Source organism: Porcibacter vitabionis (assembly GCF_046263795.1).
Taxonomy (GTDB): Bacteria; Bacillota; Clostridia; order Lachnospirales; family Lachnospiraceae; genus Lachnocurva.
The window spans coordinates 66,785-85,465 of sequence record NZ_JBJYZD010000004.1; the positions used below are offsets into that span (position 1 = coordinate 66,785).

At 46.7% G+C, this 18,681-nt stretch carries 14 protein-coding genes; 6 read left to right on the forward strand and 8 right to left on the reverse strand.

Going from position 1 to position 18,681, the window contains the following annotated elements:
• Window positions 1-2 precede the first annotated feature (2 nt).
• The 5 genes from asrB to ACKX2L_RS04625 form a co-directional block, all read right to left on the reverse strand.
• Window positions 3-809, reverse strand: a complete 807-nt coding sequence (gene asrB, locus ACKX2L_RS04605; protein ID WP_497552724.1) for an anaerobic sulfite reductase subunit AsrB — start codon at window positions 807-809, stop codon at window positions 3-5.
• On the reverse strand, window positions 793-1,818 hold the full coding sequence (asrA, locus tag ACKX2L_RS04610; protein ID WP_497552725.1) for an anaerobic sulfite reductase subunit AsrA: 1,026 nt from the start codon (window positions 1,816-1,818) through the stop codon (window positions 793-795). The genes asrB and asrA overlap by 17 nt, the downstream gene beginning before the upstream one ends.
• Before the next feature lie 121 nt (window positions 1,819-1,939).
• On the reverse strand, window positions 1,940-2,809 hold the full coding sequence (locus ACKX2L_RS04615) for an N-acetylmuramoyl-L-alanine amidase (protein WP_497552726.1): 870 nt from the start codon (window positions 2,807-2,809) through the stop codon (window positions 1,940-1,942).
• Window positions 2,810-3,040: 231 nt separating this feature from the next.
• Window positions 3,041-5,497 carry a glycoside hydrolase family 2 protein gene (locus tag ACKX2L_RS04620; RefSeq protein ID WP_497552727.1) on the reverse strand — a complete coding sequence of 819 codons (2,457 nt, stop codon included), beginning with the start codon at window positions 5,495-5,497 and terminating at the stop codon, window positions 3,041-3,043.
• Window positions 5,498-6,029: 532 nt separating this feature from the next.
• On the reverse strand, window positions 6,030-7,157 hold the full coding sequence (locus tag ACKX2L_RS04625; protein WP_497552728.1) for an RNA-guided endonuclease TnpB family protein: 1,128 nt from the start codon (window positions 7,155-7,157) through the stop codon (window positions 6,030-6,032).
• Between the two features lie 148 nt (window positions 7,158-7,305).
• On the opposite strand from ACKX2L_RS04625, the gene ACKX2L_RS04630 reads away from it, so the two are divergent.
• Window positions 7,306-7,653, forward strand: a complete 348-nt coding sequence (locus ACKX2L_RS04630; protein WP_497552729.1) for a branched-chain amino acid transporter permease — start codon at window positions 7,306-7,308, stop codon at window positions 7,651-7,653.
• A gap of 54 nt (window positions 7,654-7,707) precedes the next feature.
• Here the strand turns inward: ACKX2L_RS04630 and ACKX2L_RS04635 are convergent, their stop codons facing one another.
• The 3 genes from ACKX2L_RS04635 to ACKX2L_RS04645 all read right to left on the reverse strand — a co-directional run bounded on the left by ACKX2L_RS04635 (window position 7,708) and on the right by ACKX2L_RS04645 (window position 12,373).
• The gene (locus ACKX2L_RS04635; protein ID WP_497552730.1) at window positions 7,708-9,162 is read right to left on the reverse strand and encodes a glycoside-pentoside-hexuronide (GPH):cation symporter; all 1,455 of its coding nucleotides are present in this window, start codon (window positions 9,160-9,162) and stop codon (window positions 7,708-7,710) included.
• 234 nt (window positions 9,163-9,396) lie between these two features.
• The gene (locus tag ACKX2L_RS04640; protein ID WP_497552731.1) at window positions 9,397-11,085 is read right to left on the reverse strand and encodes an O-antigen ligase family protein; all 1,689 of its coding nucleotides are present in this window, start codon (window positions 11,083-11,085) and stop codon (window positions 9,397-9,399) included.
• Between the two features lie 367 nt (window positions 11,086-11,452).
• A complete protein-coding gene (locus tag ACKX2L_RS04645) occupies window positions 11,453-12,373 on the reverse strand; it encodes a hypothetical protein (RefSeq protein WP_497552732.1) in 921 nt (306 codons plus the stop codon).
• A gap of 409 nt (window positions 12,374-12,782) precedes the next feature.
• Here ACKX2L_RS04645 and thiC point away from each other — a divergent pair, with 409 nt between their 5' ends.
• The 5 genes from thiC (at window position 12,783) to ACKX2L_RS04670 (ending at window position 18,486) form a co-directional block, all read left to right on the forward strand.
• The gene (thiC, locus tag ACKX2L_RS04650) at window positions 12,783-14,129 is read left to right on the forward strand and encodes a phosphomethylpyrimidine synthase ThiC (RefSeq protein ID WP_497552733.1); all 1,347 of its coding nucleotides are present in this window, start codon (window positions 12,783-12,785) and stop codon (window positions 14,127-14,129) included.
• 885 nt (window positions 14,130-15,014) lie between these two features.
• A complete protein-coding gene (locus ACKX2L_RS04655; RefSeq protein WP_497552734.1) occupies window positions 15,015-15,806 on the forward strand; it encodes a DUF1295 domain-containing protein in 792 nt (263 codons plus the stop codon).
• Between the two features lie 145 nt (window positions 15,807-15,951).
• The gene (locus tag ACKX2L_RS04660; protein ID WP_497552735.1) at window positions 15,952-16,398 is read left to right on the forward strand and encodes a hypothetical protein; all 447 of its coding nucleotides are present in this window, start codon (window positions 15,952-15,954) and stop codon (window positions 16,396-16,398) included.
• A 349-nt stretch (window positions 16,399-16,747) separates the two neighbouring features.
• Window positions 16,748-17,830 carry an ABC transporter permease gene (locus ACKX2L_RS04665; RefSeq protein WP_497552736.1) on the forward strand — a complete coding sequence of 361 codons (1,083 nt, stop codon included), beginning with the start codon at window positions 16,748-16,750 and terminating at the stop codon, window positions 17,828-17,830.
• On the forward strand, window positions 17,827-18,486 hold the full coding sequence (locus ACKX2L_RS04670) for an ABC transporter ATP-binding protein (RefSeq protein WP_497552737.1): 660 nt from the start codon (window positions 17,827-17,829) through the stop codon (window positions 18,484-18,486). Before ACKX2L_RS04665 ends, ACKX2L_RS04670 begins: the two co-directional genes overlap by 4 nt.
• Window positions 18,487-18,681 lie beyond the last annotated feature (195 nt).

Below are 18,681 nucleotides of genomic sequence, written 5' to 3' on the forward strand. Positions count from 1 at the left end.
CATCAATCAACCATTGTTTTACTCTTTACATAAGGGAATACCGGCCCATCGATGCAGACATAGACATTTCCGATCTTACAATGTCCGCATTTTCCAAGTCCGCAGCACATCTTTCTTTCCTGAGACAGCCAGACATTCTCTTCCGGAATACCCAGTTTCAGAAGGCCTGCAATTGTAAAGCGCATCATGGGAGGCGGTCCTACAACGATTGCCTTGGTATTCGAGAGATCCTTGGGGGTAAGTTCCGGAACAACCGCCGTAACAAAGCCCTCCCGATAACCGGGCTGACCCTTGGCGCTGTCCAGAGTCATTCGAAGGTCGATATGCTCGTCCCAGTATTTCAGATCGTCGCGAAAGAGGATATCATCCGGCGATTTAAATCCGACGATTGCCGTGATGCCGTTGACCTTTTCCGGATGATGAGCATAATGATCGATCACTCCGCGAACCGGAGATACACCGGTTCCTCCGGCAACAACGATCAATTCCGATCCGTCATAATCGCTGAACTCGAAGCCATTTCCATAAGGTCCGCGGATCAGAAGCTCCTGGCCCTCATACCGCTCAAACACTTCATTGGTGACCACTCCGACCCGGCGGATGGTGAAATCGATCGTATCTTCACCAATACCACTGACAGAAATCGGTGCCTCTCCATACTTCGGCATGGAAATTTCAAAGAACTGGCCGGGTTTTACCCGTTCCAAGGCATTGTCGAAATGCATACGGAAGGTATATTCCGTTTTGGTATGACGAATGACCTTCTCAATTTTCGAAGGAAAAGGAACATAATCATTTCTCACTGCCATTGTTCGCTACCTCCTTCATACCTTCTTCCAGATGATTGATAATATTGGAGAAGGAAATATACTCCGGACAGATATCATCGCATCTGCCGCATCCGACGCACATCTGATAACCGAAACGCTCCTTAAAATCCAAAACCTTGTGTAAGGTCTTAAAGCGCATCCGTTCGCCATTCTTCTTCCGATAACTAGCACCGCCCGCTACATCGGTATAACCGTCTACCATACAGGAGGCCTGTACACGGCGTCTTTCGCCGACCTTGCCATTGGCATCATAATAGAGATCCTGCATGGAAAAACAGGTACAGGTCGGACAGACAAAGTTACAGCGGCCGCAGTTGATGCAGCGTTTGTCATACTGATCCCACATACTGCTCTTCCCGACTTCATAGGTCAGATTCTCCGGTACCTTGACCTTGACTTTATTTTCGGTCACGCGGGCCGGACTTACATCCGCCTTCTCTGCTCCGCTCTCCTGAAGGACCCTATCCCAATCCTCTCTCTTGCAATCCAGATGATAGGTCCCGTTCATAAGATCCACGCTCATGTCATAGTTGTCGGACAGATTGGAATTCATGCTGACACAGAATCCGTTCTCACAGCTTACCGGACAACCGATCATGACATAGGCCTGATCTTTTCGTTTCCTCTCGTAATAATAATCGGGAGCACCATTCTTCAGATAGATCTGATCCATTCTCTTGACGGCTGCGAGATCACAGCTTCTTAAGAATACCAGTCTCTTCTTTTTCGGTGCCTCGGTCTCTTCGATATGAGACTGAGAGAAATAAAACAGGGTTTCAGAAGGCGGCAGGACTGCCTCCTTCCAGGAATAAGCGGATTTCTCCTGAAATTCGATCTCATCCGGGCTTTTCGCAACTGCATACCGGACAGCATCCGTATCGGAAAACCGTCCGCCCCCCTGAAATCTCTTCGGAGCCCAGATCTCATACTCCTTCTGCCAATAGGAAAACAGCTTCTCAAACTGTTCCCGGTCTGCGATGTATCCCATTCCTTTTACGCCTCCTTTTCTGAAAGGTTGTTAAAGGTGTCCCAATAAGTTTGAATTATTATATCACACAGATGTTGAATAAGTCTGTTGTTTTTCCAACTGACAGATAGAAATATTACCCTTAGCGGCCGGAAAGGAAGGCATCGATACCATTTGCAATGCCCGTGACGATCTTGGCCTGATAGTCCTGAGAAGCCATCCTCTGATCCTCAGCCGGATTGGTCATATAACCCATTTCTACGATCGTGACCGGTACCTGACACCAGTTGATCCCACTCATGCTATCGGTCTCCCAGACGTATTCCTTCCGGCAGCCGGTCGAAGCCACGAGATTGTCCAGAACATCCTTCGACAGAGCATAGCTCTGGTCATGGAGTTTCGCATTGTAGGGATTAGACCGAGTCTGACAGATGGTCATGGCTCCATTGACTGAAGAATTTTGGACTCCATTGGCATGAATTCGAATAAAAGCAGATACATTAGCCTGATTCGCAATCGCCGCTCTTTCCGAATTGGAAATATCGACATCATTGCTTGTCCTTACCATGATGACCTGATAACCTCTTGCCTCCAGCTCCTGCTGTAATTTCAAAGAGACCTGAAGGGTCAGCTCATATTCCGGAAGTCCGGTCGAAACACCTCTGGTGCCGCCGGAGACCTTGGCCTTGGTCTGGCTGGCACCGGGGCCGATCGGCTCTCTGGCACTATTTCCGTGCGCCTGATGACCGGCATCAATGCAGACCAGTTTTCTCCCTGCAACCGGTTGGCTGGTCCCTGCAGATGGAGCAGCCGGACCAGATGGAGTGGACGAAGCAGCTGGAGCGGACGTATGACTTTCTTTGCTTGCGGTCCCTTCTTCCGGTTGGTTGGCCCCTACAGATGGAGCAGACGGCGGATTTGCCTGTTCCTGGCCGGATGTATCCTTTCCCTGATTATTGTCCTTCACATCCTTCTGCTCCGAAGTCTTTTTCCCCGAATCCTCCGTTTTCATCAGCTTCTCTGCTGCCCCTTTCGATGATGCCTGTTTCGATGATGCCCGGCTATTCTCTCCGCTGCATGCGCATAGGGAAAATACCAGAATCCCAATAAGAAACAGAGAAAAAAGGCTTGCTTTCTTTTTCAAATGTAAAAAATTCATTGGACCGGGCTCTCCTCAATGCAAAAATTCGCAAAAATTCAATGATATGAGTGCAAAAGTACCTTTTGCCATTCCTTTATCATTCTACTCCCTTTTTTCTCTCGCCTCCACAACAAAAGTCTTGTCTTCTGCGTTTTCGCTTCGAATCGTAATATGTACTTCGCCTTCCTGATCCACAGACTTTAAATAAAAGCCGCCCATGCCTCCACGAAGAGTGGTTACCTTGGGTCCGATGACGGAAGCCGGCCCGTCGATCTCGATTTCCACCGGTTCATTACAGAAGGATAAGAGATTCCCATGCTCATCCCGCATGGAAAGACGAATGGCAAGAACATCATAAGTCTTGTCAAAAACCAGACGATCCGAAGACAGGCGGACATCCATCTGTCGCTTTGTCATAGGAGAGATCTTTCGATCGCTTACAACTTGTCCATCCTTTTTCGCAATGAATTCATACTCGGTCGATTTCTCGCCCCAGTTTCCGATATATTTCTGATAGAGGCCGATGGCATCTGCTGGATTCATATGGTATCTCACAATGAGCTTTACGGCTTCTAAGATCATCTTCCCGGTCATTTTCCCCTGGTTCAGAGAGAAAGAATTCAGAAGATCACTTGCCGTCCTGGCCTGATCCGCAGTCATACCCTCGATCGTTTCCAAATCTTTGCCAATATAGTCATCGATCAGGATCGGTCCATGTTTCATCCCGCGGAAAGCGGAGTCCGAAGGGGAGTATTCCTTCAAAAGCCTGCCATTCTTATACATATCGACTGAATCCGCATTCGTGATGATATAGCACCTGCCACGATTGGACTCCGGATGCTCTCCGATATCCATGGTGGAAGAAATCTCGAGAACCGGCTGCTTTCTCCCCTCTGCCGCATAGACGAAGGCAGCAAGCTTTGGATTCCGGTACATATCACAGACACCGTGATAGCAGATTCGGTCGCCGCTTCCGAAGTCCTTATGGGTGTTGTAGTCAAACATACACCAACCGATACTACCTGCAATATCACTTTCCAAACCGACATCAGAAATGACCCTGGCATGCCTTATCGCCTGAGACTGCCGGTGTTCTTCCCAGTCGAAGGCCTTGGTCGGATACATATGGCCATTGTGCTCCGTTACGAGATAAGCCTTGGACAGATCATTCGTCGCCTTTTTCTTTTTCAGACAGCCCTTGTTCTTCCCATTATGAAAGAAGTCATTGTAAGTGAAGACATCTTCCTGGATCCTGGTATTCTTATCTGCAGTTCTGCAACGGACGCCGCCGGTCGCCCGGCTTCCATCGAATGCATGGGCAACCGCATTGGTTCTTGCATAAAAAGGATCATCGTCCTTCGATTCATTGATCCGGACGCCCCAGATCATAATAGAAGGATGATTCCGATACTGAAGGATCATATCTCTGACATTTAAAACTGCCTGGTCCTTCCAGACGCCTTCTCCGATATGCTGCCAGCCGGGGATCTCGGTGAAAACCAAAAGCCCGAGCCGGTCACACTCATCAATAAAATACTGGGACTGGGGATAGTGTGAAGTTCTTACGGTATTGACTCCCAGTTCCTCCTTCAGGATCCTGGCATCCATCCTCTGCATACTTTCCGGCATGGCATAGCCGACATAAGGGTAGCTCTGATGCCGGTTCAAGCCCCGGATCTTCACCTTTCTTCCATTCAGATAGAAACCGTCTGCCTTCCATTCCATGGTGCGGAAACCTATGCTTTCCGTCTTCTGATCTCTGACCTCCCCATCGATGAGAAGAAGGACCTCTGCCTGATAAAGGGCCGGATCATCGATATCCCATTTCTTAATATGTAATGGATCACTGTCGAAGGAATAAGTGTCACTTGTACTTAAGCCCACGAGATCCTCTGAGAGATCTCTTCCTGCCTCTCTTTTCGAGGGATCGATCTTCTCCCGCAGGATCTCCTTTCCATCCAGACGGATCAGGATCGAGGCCTTCCCTTCCCAGATCATAGATTCTGCTTCTTTTGTTACAGAAATTGAGGTCCGAAGACTGCCCCTGCCGTCCGATGTAAGGGAAGGCTGAAAGAAGACATCCGTCAGGGCTTCCTTCTCTGTCACGGTCAGATATACATCTCTGTAAATTCCGCCATAGGTCATATAATCAATGACATAGCCAAAGGGAGGTTGGTTTAAATTCTCCCGGGAATCCAGCCGAACCGTCAGAAGATTGGATCCTTCCTTCAGTTTCCCGGAAATGTCGATGGAATATGCCGTATAACCGCAGTGATGCTCGCCAATTTTCTCCCCGTTCAGATAGAATTGGCTTTGATGCGCACAGCCGTCGAAGGTAAGAATCAGTCTCTTATTCTGCCAGTCGCTCCGATAGATGATCTGTCGCTGATAACAGGAAAGCATCTGATAGGAATTTTCATCAAAATAGTCATAGGGAAGGATCTTTACGGTATGCGGCAGCATGATCTCTTCCCCATTTTCCATCGGCCTATTTACATATGCATCGGAGAATTCCGGTTGGAATTTCCAGTTTCTGTCCAGGTAAAATTTCTCTGTCATAAACTCCCTCTTCCTATGATTGCTTTTATTGTTTCCTCTTACTCTTATGTTTTCTCAGCTGAGTTCGTTTCAGATGGAGGAAACCGTATTTATGCTTTTGGTTTCCATTTTAGAGTAACATCCACGGGATTGCCAAACAATAGGGCAATTTTTATAAGAATGAAAGCAGAATTTTGTGGGATTTTACAGCTCCATTTATAACGAGTTCTAAGGTTGCATACGGCGATCCTCCGCATCAAGGTCCATCTGCCTGAACTTTTGGGATTCCTGGCATCCCTTCTCTGTCTGGTTCTGTTCGGTCCGGATCGCTTTATTGTGCCGGCCATGATCCTGATTCTTATCCTTTTCATTGCCTTACGGCCTTTTATCGAAGGAGGTCAACTACCCCGACCTAAGCTATCGCTTTGAGGTCGGAGCTTGTAACTGCCCTGTGGTATAGCGGATAAATCCTCCCACATTTAGTCGTTTAACATTACTGCTAAAAGTGGCGTTACATCGTAGGCACGTTGACACGTACCTGTACTACAGAGATTTACTCCGTAGCAACTGCATCAGGTACTAATAGTTCTATTCCCATACGATGCAGATTCATAGCTCCAATGCGGTCATCGTTCGATTTATAACCACAGTTTTTACAACAGAAAAGATGTATTTTCTTGTCGCGGTTAGTCTTTGCTGTATGACCACATTTAGGACAAGTTTGGCTTGTATAAGCAGGATTAACCTTTTCTACAAGCTGATGATGCTTTAAGGCTTTGTAAGATAGTTTCTGTTCTAAATCATAGTAAGACCATGATATGGAAACATAACGGTCTTTCACCTTAACTCTTTCAGTAGCAGAACGGATACCACTTAAATCTTCAATGACAAACAAAGTACCAACGGGATTATTCTCAACGAGTGCCTTTGATACACAATGGTTTACATCCTGCATCCAACGGTTTTCTCGTTGACCGATAGCTTTCATTCGTCTACGGGATGATGAAGTGCCGACCTGCTGTAACTGCTTACGCAAAGACTTATAATGAGCACGTTTTTGTTTAACGACATTACCATCATAAAATACAGATTTTCCATTACTATCATATGTTGCAGCAAGAAACCTGATTCCACGGTCTATCCCAACAACATTAGAAACTTCTGATTTTTTAAGTTCGGTAATTTCGTATGTTACAGGTATATGCAAATAAAACTTATTATGTTTATTCACAAGCTTCGCAGTGCCAAACTTACAGTTATCAGAAAAATATTGTTCAAAGCCATTTTTATAGAAAGCAACCTTGATACGACCATTCAATGTATTAACAGAAAATATATCGTTTTTTGTATTAAGCGAATAATCCCTGTTCCATGCAAGGTCTAATTGAGGAAGTCTAAATACAGGCTTTATCCACTCTTTCTGATTTTCGAGAATGGTCTTGTATTTAGCAATAACTGTTCGTACACAAGAAACTGCCATCTGAGAACGGAGACCATAAATTTCACGGACTTGATAGTAAGTATCTTTCTGTACACTATAACGACTAAGGTTATGTGTTTTGTATATGTATTCAGACACATAATTACAAGCATCAGAATAAGCCTTCATGGTATCGCAGAGTATCTGCTTATCAAAAGGATTTACTAAAATCTGAAGTTTTGCTGTAATTGTCTGCTCCATATACAATGCCTACTTTCTTCGCCAAAATTATTGTATCATATATTTTGGCGAAGAGCAATGTTACATAAAGAAAATACGCCGCTAAAACGGGCATTCCTCCCACGACTTACAGAAGTCGGGGCTTCCTGCCCTGCGGCGTTGGTGAAAAATGACAAAGCAAGAACTGATCCTCACCTTCCTTCTGATCTGGCTCGGTACAGTCCTCACCCGCTTTCTCCCCTATCTCATTTTTCCGGAAGGAAAGCCGGTTCCGAAGATCATCCAATATCTCGGCAAGGTCCTGGGTCCTGCCGTCTTCGGTCTTCTTGTGGTTTATTGCCTGAGAAATACAGACCTGATCCGATCCTTTTCTAATGGCGGAAGTCATGGTATCCCGGAGATCTCGGCCTCGATCCTGACCCTTCTCATCTACCGATGGAAGAAGCAGATGATCCTGTCCATGGCTGCAGGAACAATTCTCTATATGGTGCTAGTGCAGGTCATATTTATCCAATGATTCCAAAATCAGGCACAAAAAAATGAGTGGCACGTGCCACTCATTTTTGATGATTCAATCTTCCTTTTTTCCTTCTGCCTCATGCAGCTTTGCCACTTGATCAGCAAGCTCCAGGACCTTCTTATCATTCAGCTTATATCTCTTTCGAAACCAGGCAAAGGCAATCACAAGAACCGCAGCCGGAATCAGTGTCATGACCAGCCGAAGTCCCATCTTCTGGGCTGTATTGACACTCTGAGAGAAGTCTACCACCTGATCTGCAGCTGTCGTTGCCTTATTGGAAAGTTTCAAGACTCCGAGCGTTATCGATGCCACCAGGGCAGCGATGCCGGAGGAAAGTTTTACGACAAAAGTCTGCATGGAAAAGATGACGGACTCATCTCTTCTATGGTTTTTGATTTCCCCATAATCAACTGTATTCGCAAGGAAAATCGTAATCAGGACATTGTTCATACCGGAAGCTGCCATGATCAGAACACCGGGGATCAGGAAGAACAAGAGATTCTTTGCTCCACCTGCTGAAAAGGCCAGAAGGATACCATACCCCACCATGGACATAACAAGTCCCGCATAGAATATCGTGGTATTTGCAATCTTTAATCCCTGTCTTAAAAGAGGATAGAGGATCATCATGGAAAGGATCTGAGCGGCGCCGGCAACCGTGTTGAACAGTGTATAACCATTGTACCAGCCGGTTCCGCCGAGGTCATATTTGAAGAAGTAGATCACAAGGTTGGATGTGATATACATTGCCACATCTACAAGAACAATCGTTACAACAATGGCCATAGCCTGATCATTTCTGACCAGAGACCGGAACATATCGCCAATGGATGCTGTCTCCATATTGGTGGTCGGGTTTTCCTTGATCGATGTCACTGTGATAATGATGAAGACAACAAAAATGACTGCTACGATCAAAGAGAAATAACGGAAACCAAGCCGCTCCACTTCCGTCGCGCCGGAAGCTCCCGCCATAGTGCCGAGTGCATGAACGATCATTACCGTGAAAATAGAAACCAGGGCCGAGCCGACGCCGGAGCAGGAACGCGCCAATGTTGTAAGATTCTCACGCTCCTTTCCGCCTCTGGTAAATGCAGGAATCATCGACCAGAAGGGGATATCCATCATGGTATAGGTCACACCCCAGAGAATATAGGTCACTGCCGCATAAGCAATCAATCCGGATCCGTCCAATGCAGGCGGACAGGCAAACATGAGATACAAGACAACTGCATTCGTCATTGTACCAATCAGAAGCCAGGGACGAAATTTTCCCATCCTGGTCCTCGTTTTCGCTACTATAACACCCATGATCGGGTCATTGAATGCATCGAAAATACGTGCCACCAGAAGAATCACGCCCATAGCGAAGGCGTTGACTCCCATGATGTCCTGGCAATAATAAAGGACATAACTGGCAGAGAGCATATAGACCATGTCCTTAGCTACTGCGCCAAGACCATAGCCGGCTTTTTCTCTACCTGTAAGATTTCTCTTTTTCTCCATACATACCCCCTTAAAATAAATGAAAAGTTGTCAGGTTACAATGTTGCATTCCCTGTTACGGTTTCAGAGTACTATTTCAGAGTACTAACGGAAACCAATTTCCGCTTTTTGGTTTCCTCTATTTTATCAGACCACCCTTTCAGCAACAACAGGGAGATATGCACAAAAAAAGCTTTCCGAATTTGTGAAAAAAACCGGAAAGCTCAAAGTTACTCGATCCATATCTGCTATGCTCTACTGCATCTTTGACAGGCTTTGCTTCATTTGCAAAAGAAGCCCACTTTCATCAACCGTATATCCCGCCCTCACACAGAAAGGATTCTTCCGGGCCATCACTTCTTCTGCCAATCTTATGACTTCTTCTAATTGTCCGGCATACCAGTCCATTGACCTGTCCGAAGCTTTCGACTCCCCTGATACTCCGGATAAGGCCCCATCCTGGCCGGCCCAGCTTGCAAACTGGATCAATCGATATGCATTCTCCATCTTGGCCGGTCTTGCGCTGTCATAGCGGGCCGCCCGCACAGCATCCGAAACCGCCTTTCTGAAGTCCCCCCGCTCCCCGGCTGCATCACTGAGGGCCAGCCAGGCCGCACTGCAATAGGGATTCAGGGACACCACTTTCTCTGCGGTCTTCTCCTTCTTTTCATCCATCTCCATCAGCTGCAGCTGGTATTCCCAATCATAAGGATAGATCTTCGAAGCCACCCGGACATCGCCCCTGTAGTAAGACAAATTCGCTGAGCCGATCCAGAAGGAAAAGGCAAGAATCAAAGCTCCTATTCCATAAACCAGGCCGAAGAAAAACCTGGAATCCCAACCAATCGTATACTTTCTCCCCTCTTTCCAGTCCATGCAGGCCAGGCAAATATAAACCATGGCCAGAAACTGCATATCAAAATCCAGGAAGAAACGGATCGCGAAAATCAAAAGCAGAAGCCTTTCTATCCCTTCCGCTTTCCCAATGCTCCATATTGCAAGAACAACTGCAGCAATCCCTGCGATCCAGCCGAAGGAATAGGCACACTCCAGAAAACCATTGTGAAGCCAGCGGACATAATAGGGTCCGCTTTGAATGGCACCCTGACTGATAAAGAATCCCTCATAGCCAAACCCCAATGGTCTCTTTACCAGCGCCCGAATGGCATCCAACCAGTAGGCCGGGCGGATCATGGAGCTTGCGTTTGCCAAAAAAAGCTCTCGAAAACGGCCCAAAGCAGAGTAATGGTCTATATTTGCCAGATAGATTGCGACAAGTGCCATGCTGCCAGCACCCATCAGAAAGTTTCGGAGGCGTTTGGACCGGTTTTGAATCAGGATGTAAAGCCAGAAAAGGAGAAGAAGAACGGCCGTCAAGCGGCTGCCGGTCCAGAGGATCCCGAAGCCCATAAGAAGTGGCTGCAGAACCGCTAAGAACTTGCCGGCCCATCTTCCCGGAAGCATTGGCTTTTCATTTTCACAAATCAGGCTGATGAGAAAGAAGGCTGCCGTCACGTTGGCATAACCCATGAGACCGGCAAAACGGCCATCGATATAGACATATCCGCGTCCTCCCGGCAAGAAATAAAAGAGCAGGCTGACCAGAAAATAGAGAAGGCCTGCCCAGGGCAGGTAAGTTATGAGTGCCCGTCGCGTCGTTTTCTTCTCACTCCTATCCACCGGCATCTTTGGCCCATCATTCGCCAAATGCTCCACATGCAGCTCACCTTCCGCTGAACCGGCAGCTTTCTCAGTCTCATCCTGCATCAGAAGCAGCATAAGCTCCATGACCCCGACCATACGAAGGACACCGTAAACCCCGGTCCCGGCAGCAATGCCGGAAAAAAGAGAGACAAGCGCTCCAAGGAAGACCACCAAAAGGCAGACCGAACCTGTGGATAGATACAGATCGATCCGCCTTTTTCTTTTTATCGTCCAAGCCAAAAGGCCTGTCAGACATATCACTGAAATCGATACGGCCCATTCATAATATAAACCAATAAAAAATGGGAGAATCACAAGCAAAACTGCCAGAATCGACATGAGAAAAATCCTCCGAAGAAATCTTTTCTCAATTGTAACAATAGATCTCAAATCCTATCAAGCATAATTCATTGGCAAAATCATGATCCGCCGACAGCCCGTCCATGCGATCTAGCTCTTCATGGCCCAGCCGGCGAACATCTTCTTGCTCCGGAAACTCCAATCTTCCCTCTACAACTTGACAGGGAACACTGCATCGAGAATTGGAAGGTATCAAAGGTATCATCAGAAGAGAAAAACCTGTTTTCTGGCGATGACAAAGGAAGAATTATCGAAAGCTCGGATCTGTTTCAAAAGTACCTTCTCCCCAGTCGACCGAAACACCACCTTTAGAATCGGGACCATACAGTTTTGATGTAATTTCGTCAACTTTACTATAATCTCCACCATCCGCAATGATCTTTCCAGCATAAGATTGAAAAGAAATTGTAGCATAAATCGGCTGGTTCATCTTCTCTGTCAGGAACTTTCCATTGTAAAACAGGTCATCAAACTCATTTTGCGTATCGTTCGTTCCCATAAAAGCATTATAGTGATTTCTGTAATCCAAGGTGATATCTTCAGCCGATGAACCATTTGCTCCATCATCAAAAACAAGTTCCAGAGTTCCATCATCCTTGATTTCAATCATTCGCATGGAGACATGCATCCCATCACCAAAGCTTTGAGCGACATCTCTTCCTTCAACCGTCAAAACCTCTTTGCCGTCTTTCGTATTGGCAGATGATAAGAGATACCTGCAATTGTCGGCAGCCTCAATAAAGTTATCCACCGGAACATTAGATACTGTCTGTGCCTCACCCGCATCATTGAATGTGATAGAATTGATATTAAGTTGATTTTTGCTGCAGTCATAACCTACAGTAACCAAATTACTTGTCTTCTTTGGCTTCACCCAGAACAGTATGCCATCCTCACCTTGAATAGTAGCGGTTAAACCACTATCCATGCTAAAAACAATGGTCATCTTAAAGCTGGTTCCTCCAAGCTTTTTCAGGCCGGCGATGTATGCCTTCTCAGCCTCAGCTTTCTTCTCTTCTGATGATTTTGCTGCTGTCGATTCCTTTGCCTCTTCTTTTACTTCCGTTTTCTCTTGGTTTCCAGAAGCCGCTTTATCAGCCTTTCCACAGGCCAATAAGCCTACTGCCATTACCGAAAGCACAACCATTAGCAAAAATTTCTTTTTCATTCTAACCCCTCCCTGTTTACTTGTAGAATATATTGTATTTTTTTAGTTTACTCCTCTTTATGCTTTTTCGGGATAAGCATTTTACTTTCCTTGACAATTCCTACCCCAATCACAGATCCCCTGCCTTGCAAAAACATCGGAAAGTGCTACCATGTTATCGATAAACAAAAAACGGGGAGCTGACTGAAGTTGGCTGAGAGGAAACGAATACGTTTCGACCCATGACCTGATTTGGATAATGCCAACGTAGGGATCAAAAGCTTTGAATCAAAACACGTTTGGCAGGTCCAGACGTGTTTTTTCTGTGCGGAAAACAGAACAGGATTTGCTTGTCGGCGGCAGATTGGGAGCACCACCTTCTGTCGCCTTACAAAAGTTGTTGACAGATGTGTTTAAAGGAGGAAACCACATGACAACGAACGCAATGAAAAGCGCAGGCGCTGCAGAGTCGAACTATACCACTCAAATGGATGCAGCGCGAAAGGGAATCATCACAAAACAAATCAAGACCGTTGCCGAAAAGGAGCATATGCCGGTCGACAAGCTGATGCAGCTTGTAGCAGAGGGGAAGGTTGCGATTCCATCAAACAAGCATCACACCTGCCTGAACCCGGAGGGCATCGGCAGTATGCTTCGCACCAAGATCAATGTAAACCTCGGCGTTTCCCGGGATTGCAAGGATTACAATGTCGAGATGGAGAAGGTCATGAGTGCCGTTGATCTGGGTGCTGAAGCCATCATGGATCTGTCCAGTCACGGCAACACCCAGCCTTTTCGACAGAAACTCACATCCGAATGTCCTGTCATGATCGGAACGGTTCCTGTTTATGACAGTGTAATCCATTATCAGAGAGACCTTGCCACATTGACTGCAAAGGATTTCATTGACGTGGTAAGACTTCATGCCGAGGACGGTGTAGATTTCGTAACACTACATTGCGGTATCACGAGAAAAACAATCGATCAGATTCGGAATCACAAGAGGAAAATGAATATCGTCAGCCGCGGCGGCAGTCTTGTCTTTGCCTGGATGTGTATGACTGGCCAGGAAAATCCCTTCTATGAATACTTTGATGAGATCCTGGATATCTGTGAGGAGCATGATGTCACCATTTCTCTGGGAGATGCCTGCCGTCCGGGATGTCTGGCGGATGCAACCGATGTATGCCAGATCGAGGAACTGGTCCGGCTGGGTGAACTGACCAAGCGAGCTTGGGATCACAATGTTTCGGTCATGGTGGAAGGGCCGGGACATGTGCCCCTGGATCAGATTGCGGCAAATATGAAGGTGCAGCAGAGTATCTGTATGGAAGCACCCTTCTATGTCCTGGGGCCTCTGGTTACGGATATTGCACCAGGCTATGACCACATAACTGCTGCCATCGGCGGCGCTGTAGCTGCAATGAGCGGCGCGGCCTTCCTTTGTTATGTAACACCGGCAGAACACCTGGCATTGCCCAATTTGGATGACGTAAAGCAAGGCATCATTGCTTCAAAGATCGCAGCTCATGCCGCTGACATCGCAAAGGGAATCCCCGGTGCCAGAGACATCGATGACCGCATGGCGGATGCCAGAAGAAAGCTCGACTGGGATGCACAATTTGCCTGTGCCCTGGATCCTGCAACCGCCAAAGCCATCCGTGATGACCGGCTCCCGGAAGATGACCACAGTGATACCTGCAGTATGTGCGGAAAATTCTGCGCAGTCAGAAGCATGAATAAAGCTCTGGCCGGGGAGTATATTGATATCTTGTGATGGGTGTGACCTATCACATGTCTCTGCTTGCCGGATCCTGTATCTATCATAGGTTTTGTGCCAGTCCTCATTCATGGGTACGAAATCAAAGGTCGGAACGGAAAAGGGCCGATGAGACTTCATCGGTCAGTCTTCATTCATGGGTACGCTATCAAAGAAGGCCCTGATAAAATCAGGGCCTCTTGATGATAGATATGCACTTTAACAGACTTTGAGCAAATTCATATTTCTATGTAAATTTGCTCTAAGCAAACACATGATTTTACGGAATACCGATCAATCATCAGCTTTATGAACGGATCCCTGACCTACGATAAACACCTGACTCTACCAGATGCGGCTTGTTTGGAAATCAAGAATTCGATATATGAAATCTTTTTAAAATCATGCGTGTTTTATGCTGAAAACAGGGGCTTTCAAGGGGCAAATATTCAATATATGAAATCTTTTTGGATTCATGCTATAAAAATGTCCTAAAAACACGCATCAAATTCAAAAGATTTCATATATCGAATATTTGCCCATTCTACATAGCTTTCAGAAGGCCTAAACACGCATGATTTCAAAAAGAATTCATATATCGAATATTCGCCCATTCTACATAGCTTTCAGAAGGCCTAAACACGCATGATTTCAAAAAGATTTCATATATCGAATATTCGTCCATGCTGCATAGCTACCGCAGCCTCTGCCATCTCCTCCGGAGTCTCCTGTATGTCATGAGAGAGCCGAAAAAGTCTTCCCATTCACCGATCCTATCCGTCAACCCTATTGAATAAAATGTCAATTGTCGTTATGATAGATGATGTTTCATCAAGTCAACAACTGTCAATCGAATCGAAAACAGTTGAAATATCCACACCATGTGGCAGAATGGAGTTTTTTATGAAGATATTTCTCATCATCCTGGCCCTGGCACTTCTGGCAAGCTCCTTAGGTTTCTACCAGTATGTCTGGTTCATTTCCGTAGGTTATGGCGCTGCCGTAGGACTGATTGGCCTCGGTCTGTATTTCCTCTTCCCGCATGCTCTGACCATCGGGACGATCCTCCAATGTGCCCTCTTCATCATCTACGGCTGCCGGCTTTCCGGCTATCTCCTCTACCGCGAGAGAAAAACCGCCTACAAACGCCGCATGAAGGGCGAAGTAAAGACCAATGACGGCATTCCTTTCGGCGGGAAACTCGGCATCTGGATCACTGCGGCCCTGCTCTATGTACTGCAGACCTCTCCCGTCACCTTCCGCCTGATGAAGGGTCGCAAAACTGACGCCTTCACCATCATCGGCCTCCTCGTTTCCATCTTTGGTTTGCTTCTTGAAAGTGCTGCGGACCTGCAGAAAAACAGAGCCAAGAAGAAGAATCCGCGCCGTTTTGTCGACACCGGCCTCTTCCGTCTGGTTCTCTGCCCCAACTATTTCGGCGAAATGATCTTCTGGACCGGGGTCTTTCTGTCCGGATTAAATGTATACCAAACCCTGCTTGAGTGGCTCCTCGCTATTCTGGGTTATGGCGGAATTATCTATGTCATGTTCGGCGGTGCCAGAAGACTGGAGATCCGTCAGGATAAAAATTACGGCGACGACAAAGAATATCAGGCCTACAAGGCTAAGACACCAATCATGATTCCTTTCCTTCCCCTCTATTCTGTGAAGAAATATAAGTGGCTTGTAGCATAGCGACGAAAGTACGAAGGAAACAAGAGGTGGAAATACCATGTCCCCGGAAAAAATACATTCAGAAAAAATACATTCAAAACAAATACATTCAAAACAAACACGTTTCCCTTCTTCCCAGCCTCTGCCGGAGGGGTTCACCCTTGCCATGGCAATCATGGACTGCCTGCCTGTTCTTTTTTTCAGCCTGGCATCCGGCATTCTGGCCTATCGTTTCCACAGTATCCCCTTTCGTTTGGGCATACTGCTTGTTATTCTGGCAGGATCCATGAAGGCCGGTTGGAAATTCGTCATTGCACTCGGCCATAAGGATCTTCCTTTCCTGAACCGACAGATGCGTTATCTCATGCCGATCGGTTTCCTTCTTATGCTTCTGGCTCTGATCATCGACAGGGACCGCTGGTCCATTGCCGCTGTCCTCCGTCATGTGACCCGGATGCCGTCCCTTTTATTTTTTCTACTCGCTATCCTTGGCATATTCTGTCTGATCTGGTTAGGCAAACACCAGAATAACAGAAGTGCAAAGGCGAACTGGAAAGAACAGGCCGTAAATTCCTTTTCCCAGGCCTGCTTTCTTATTGCCATCTGGCTCTGATCCAAAATCAGATCTGACCTTCTATCGCCAGATCTTTGGATTTCCTTCTCCTGTCCGGGAAAGCTGACAGGCTCCTTCCTTTCTGTTACTATTCACGGCACCTCCCCAATCAGACCGCAGACCAACCGCGCTTACGCGCGCTTGCCGCATCTTCGATGCTAAAAGTCTGCGGTTGCTGGGGAGGTTCCTGCTTCACAGGCTGGCTTTTTCTCGATGATAGACTATAATCCCTTAATAGGTTTATTAAAATTATATTTAATTCAATTAAAAGAAAACAAGCTATGACTAATGCAGGCTAATGCAGCAAACTATTCCGCGGATAGCTGATAAGAATAAAAGGATGACTGGTATGAAATTAGGATTCAGAGAACTCCGGCACAACTGGAAGAAATATTTGCTAATCGAGATCATTGTTTCCCTGATGATGTTCATGGTGCTGTTTCTGTCCGGTCTGGTCAAGGGGCTGGGACGAGCAGTGTCGTCCGGCATCGAAAATATGCAGGCAGATCACTTTATATTAAAAGAAGATTCGGAGAAGCTAATCACGCTCTCCAGCCTTTCCAAAGAACAATATGAAGAGATCCAAAAGGAATACCAGGACAAGGCTGCTCCCCTTGACATACAAAGAATGTACTTTCAGAAGAATAAGGATGCAGAGAAAGAAAACGTGACCTACTTTGCAATCGACCCGGACAGTTTTCTGAATCCGGACGTATACCAAGGCAAGGCCTTGTCTTCGAAAGAAGATCAGGTTGTTCTGGATGATGACTATGCAAGCGAGGGCATCCGGGTCGGTGATACAATCATTGACACGGCCTCCGGCATCAAGCTCAAAGTTTCCGGCTTTACCAAAGATGCCATGTATGGGCATACTTCGATTGCCTATATTTCCACAGATACTTATCAAAAGATCATGAAAGCAGTAAATCCGGCCTATCAGGAAACCGTTCATGCTGCTGTCGTGCAGGGAAATGTAAAAGCGAAGATCGAGGGCACGGACCACTACACCAAGGCCGAGATCATTCAGGCAATCCCGGGATATCAGGCAGAGCAGATGACCATAACAATGATCGAATGGCTCCTGGTAGTCATCACAGCGCTGGTGATCGGCATTTTCTTCTTTGTCATCAACCTCCAGAAAGAAAAAGAATTCGGCGTTCTGAAAGCAATTGGCACCGGCATGGGAAGCCTTGTCGGACAGATCGTTTCCCAGGTGTGCTTCATTGCGGTCTTTGGTGCACTGCTTGCAGCTGGTCTTGTCCTAGCAATGAGTGCCGTTCTGCCGGCAACCATGCCATTCTATCTCCAGGCCTCCCAGGCAGTGATTGTACTTGCAGCCTTTATTCTCATTTCCATTCTCGGCAGTTTAGCTACCGTTATTCGAGTGGCAAAGATAGACCCGGCCCGCATTATCGGAGGTGACTTTCAATGACAAAAGAAGTTTTAAGTCTGAAAAATATCGAAAAATCCTATCAGGACGGGCAGGCGAAGCGGACGATTTTAAATCATGTAGACCTGACTGTCCATGAGGGCGAATTTGTTGCCATTGTCGGTCCTTCCGGATGCGGAAAGAGTACCCTTTTAAATATTGCCGGCATGATGCTTTCGCCGGACCAGGGAGAAGTGGATCTCTGCGGAAATAATGTCACTTCGCTTCCCGGTAGAAAATGGACGAAAATCCGGAAAGAAGAGATCGGTTTTATCTTTCAAAATCACCAGCTTCTGCCCTATCTCAAGGCCGGAGAACAGCTCTCGGTGCTTCTGAAGACCAAGCGGCAGGAAGTCGAGCAGCTCTTCCGGGAACTTGAAATTGAAAATATCATTGACCAGTATCCGGCCAAGCTCTCCGGTGGAGAACGGCAGCGGGTTGCCATCGCCAGAGCCTTCGCGACCAATGCCAAGCTGATCCTTGCGGATGAGCCGACGGCCTCCCTGGATTCTCAGCGTGGCAGACATGCAGTCGAAATGATTCAGATGGAAGTTCATAAGAGAAATAAGGCCGCAATTATGGTGACCCACGATGAACGCGTTCTGGATCTGGTCGATAAGATCTATCGAATGGAGGATGGTAAGCTGAAAGCGGTCTGACCATTGTCGCATTCCTGGCAGCAAAGGGTAAGTGTTCTGACCATCATCGTATGCGAAATGGTAAGGAAAGATCCTTCTGACAAATAGCAGAACGAATCTACTCCTGCAGTGCTTGCTGCAGGAGTTTTTTCGTAAAAAAACGAAACAAACGAAAGTAACGAAATTCTTGTTGAAACCAGTCACGAATAGAAATTT

Excerpts from the sequence above, each read along its gene's own strand:
- asrB (WP_497552724.1), bottom strand. The coding sequence starts at position 809 with ATGGCAGTGAGAAATGATTATGTTCCTTTTCCTTCGAAAATTGAGAAG.
- asrA (WP_497552725.1), bottom strand. The coding sequence starts at position 1,818 with ATGGGATACATCGCAGACCGGGAACAGTTTGAGAAGCTGTTTTCCTAT.
- ACKX2L_RS04615 (WP_497552726.1), bottom strand. The coding sequence starts at position 2,809 with ATGAAAACGGAGGATTCGGGGAAAAAGACTTCGGAGCAGAAGGATGTG.
- ACKX2L_RS04620 (WP_497552727.1), bottom strand. The coding sequence starts at position 5,497 with ATGACAGAGAAATTTTACCTGGACAGAAACTGGAAATTCCAACCGGAA.
- ACKX2L_RS04625 (WP_497552728.1), bottom strand. The coding sequence starts at position 7,157 with ATGGAGCAGACAATTACAGCAAAACTTCAGATTTTAGTAAATCCTTTT.
- ACKX2L_RS04630 (WP_497552729.1), top strand. The coding sequence starts at position 7,306 with ATGACAAAGCAAGAACTGATCCTCACCTTCCTTCTGATCTGGCTCGGT.
- ACKX2L_RS04635 (WP_497552730.1), bottom strand. The coding sequence starts at position 9,162 with ATGGAGAAAAAGAGAAATCTTACAGGTAGAGAAAAAGCCGGCTATGGT.
- ACKX2L_RS04645 (WP_497552732.1), bottom strand. The coding sequence starts at position 12,373 with ATGAAAAAGAAATTTTTGCTAATGGTTGTGCTTTCGGTAATGGCAGTA.
- thiC (WP_497552733.1), top strand. The coding sequence starts at position 12,783 with ATGACAACGAACGCAATGAAAAGCGCAGGCGCTGCAGAGTCGAACTAT.
- ACKX2L_RS04655 (WP_497552734.1), top strand. The coding sequence starts at position 15,015 with ATGAAGATATTTCTCATCATCCTGGCCCTGGCACTTCTGGCAAGCTCC.
- ACKX2L_RS04660 (WP_497552735.1), top strand. The coding sequence starts at position 15,952 with ATGGCAATCATGGACTGCCTGCCTGTTCTTTTTTTCAGCCTGGCATCC.
- ACKX2L_RS04665 (WP_497552736.1), top strand. The coding sequence starts at position 16,748 with ATGAAATTAGGATTCAGAGAACTCCGGCACAACTGGAAGAAATATTTG.
- ACKX2L_RS04670 (WP_497552737.1), top strand. The coding sequence starts at position 17,827 with ATGACAAAAGAAGTTTTAAGTCTGAAAAATATCGAAAAATCCTATCAG.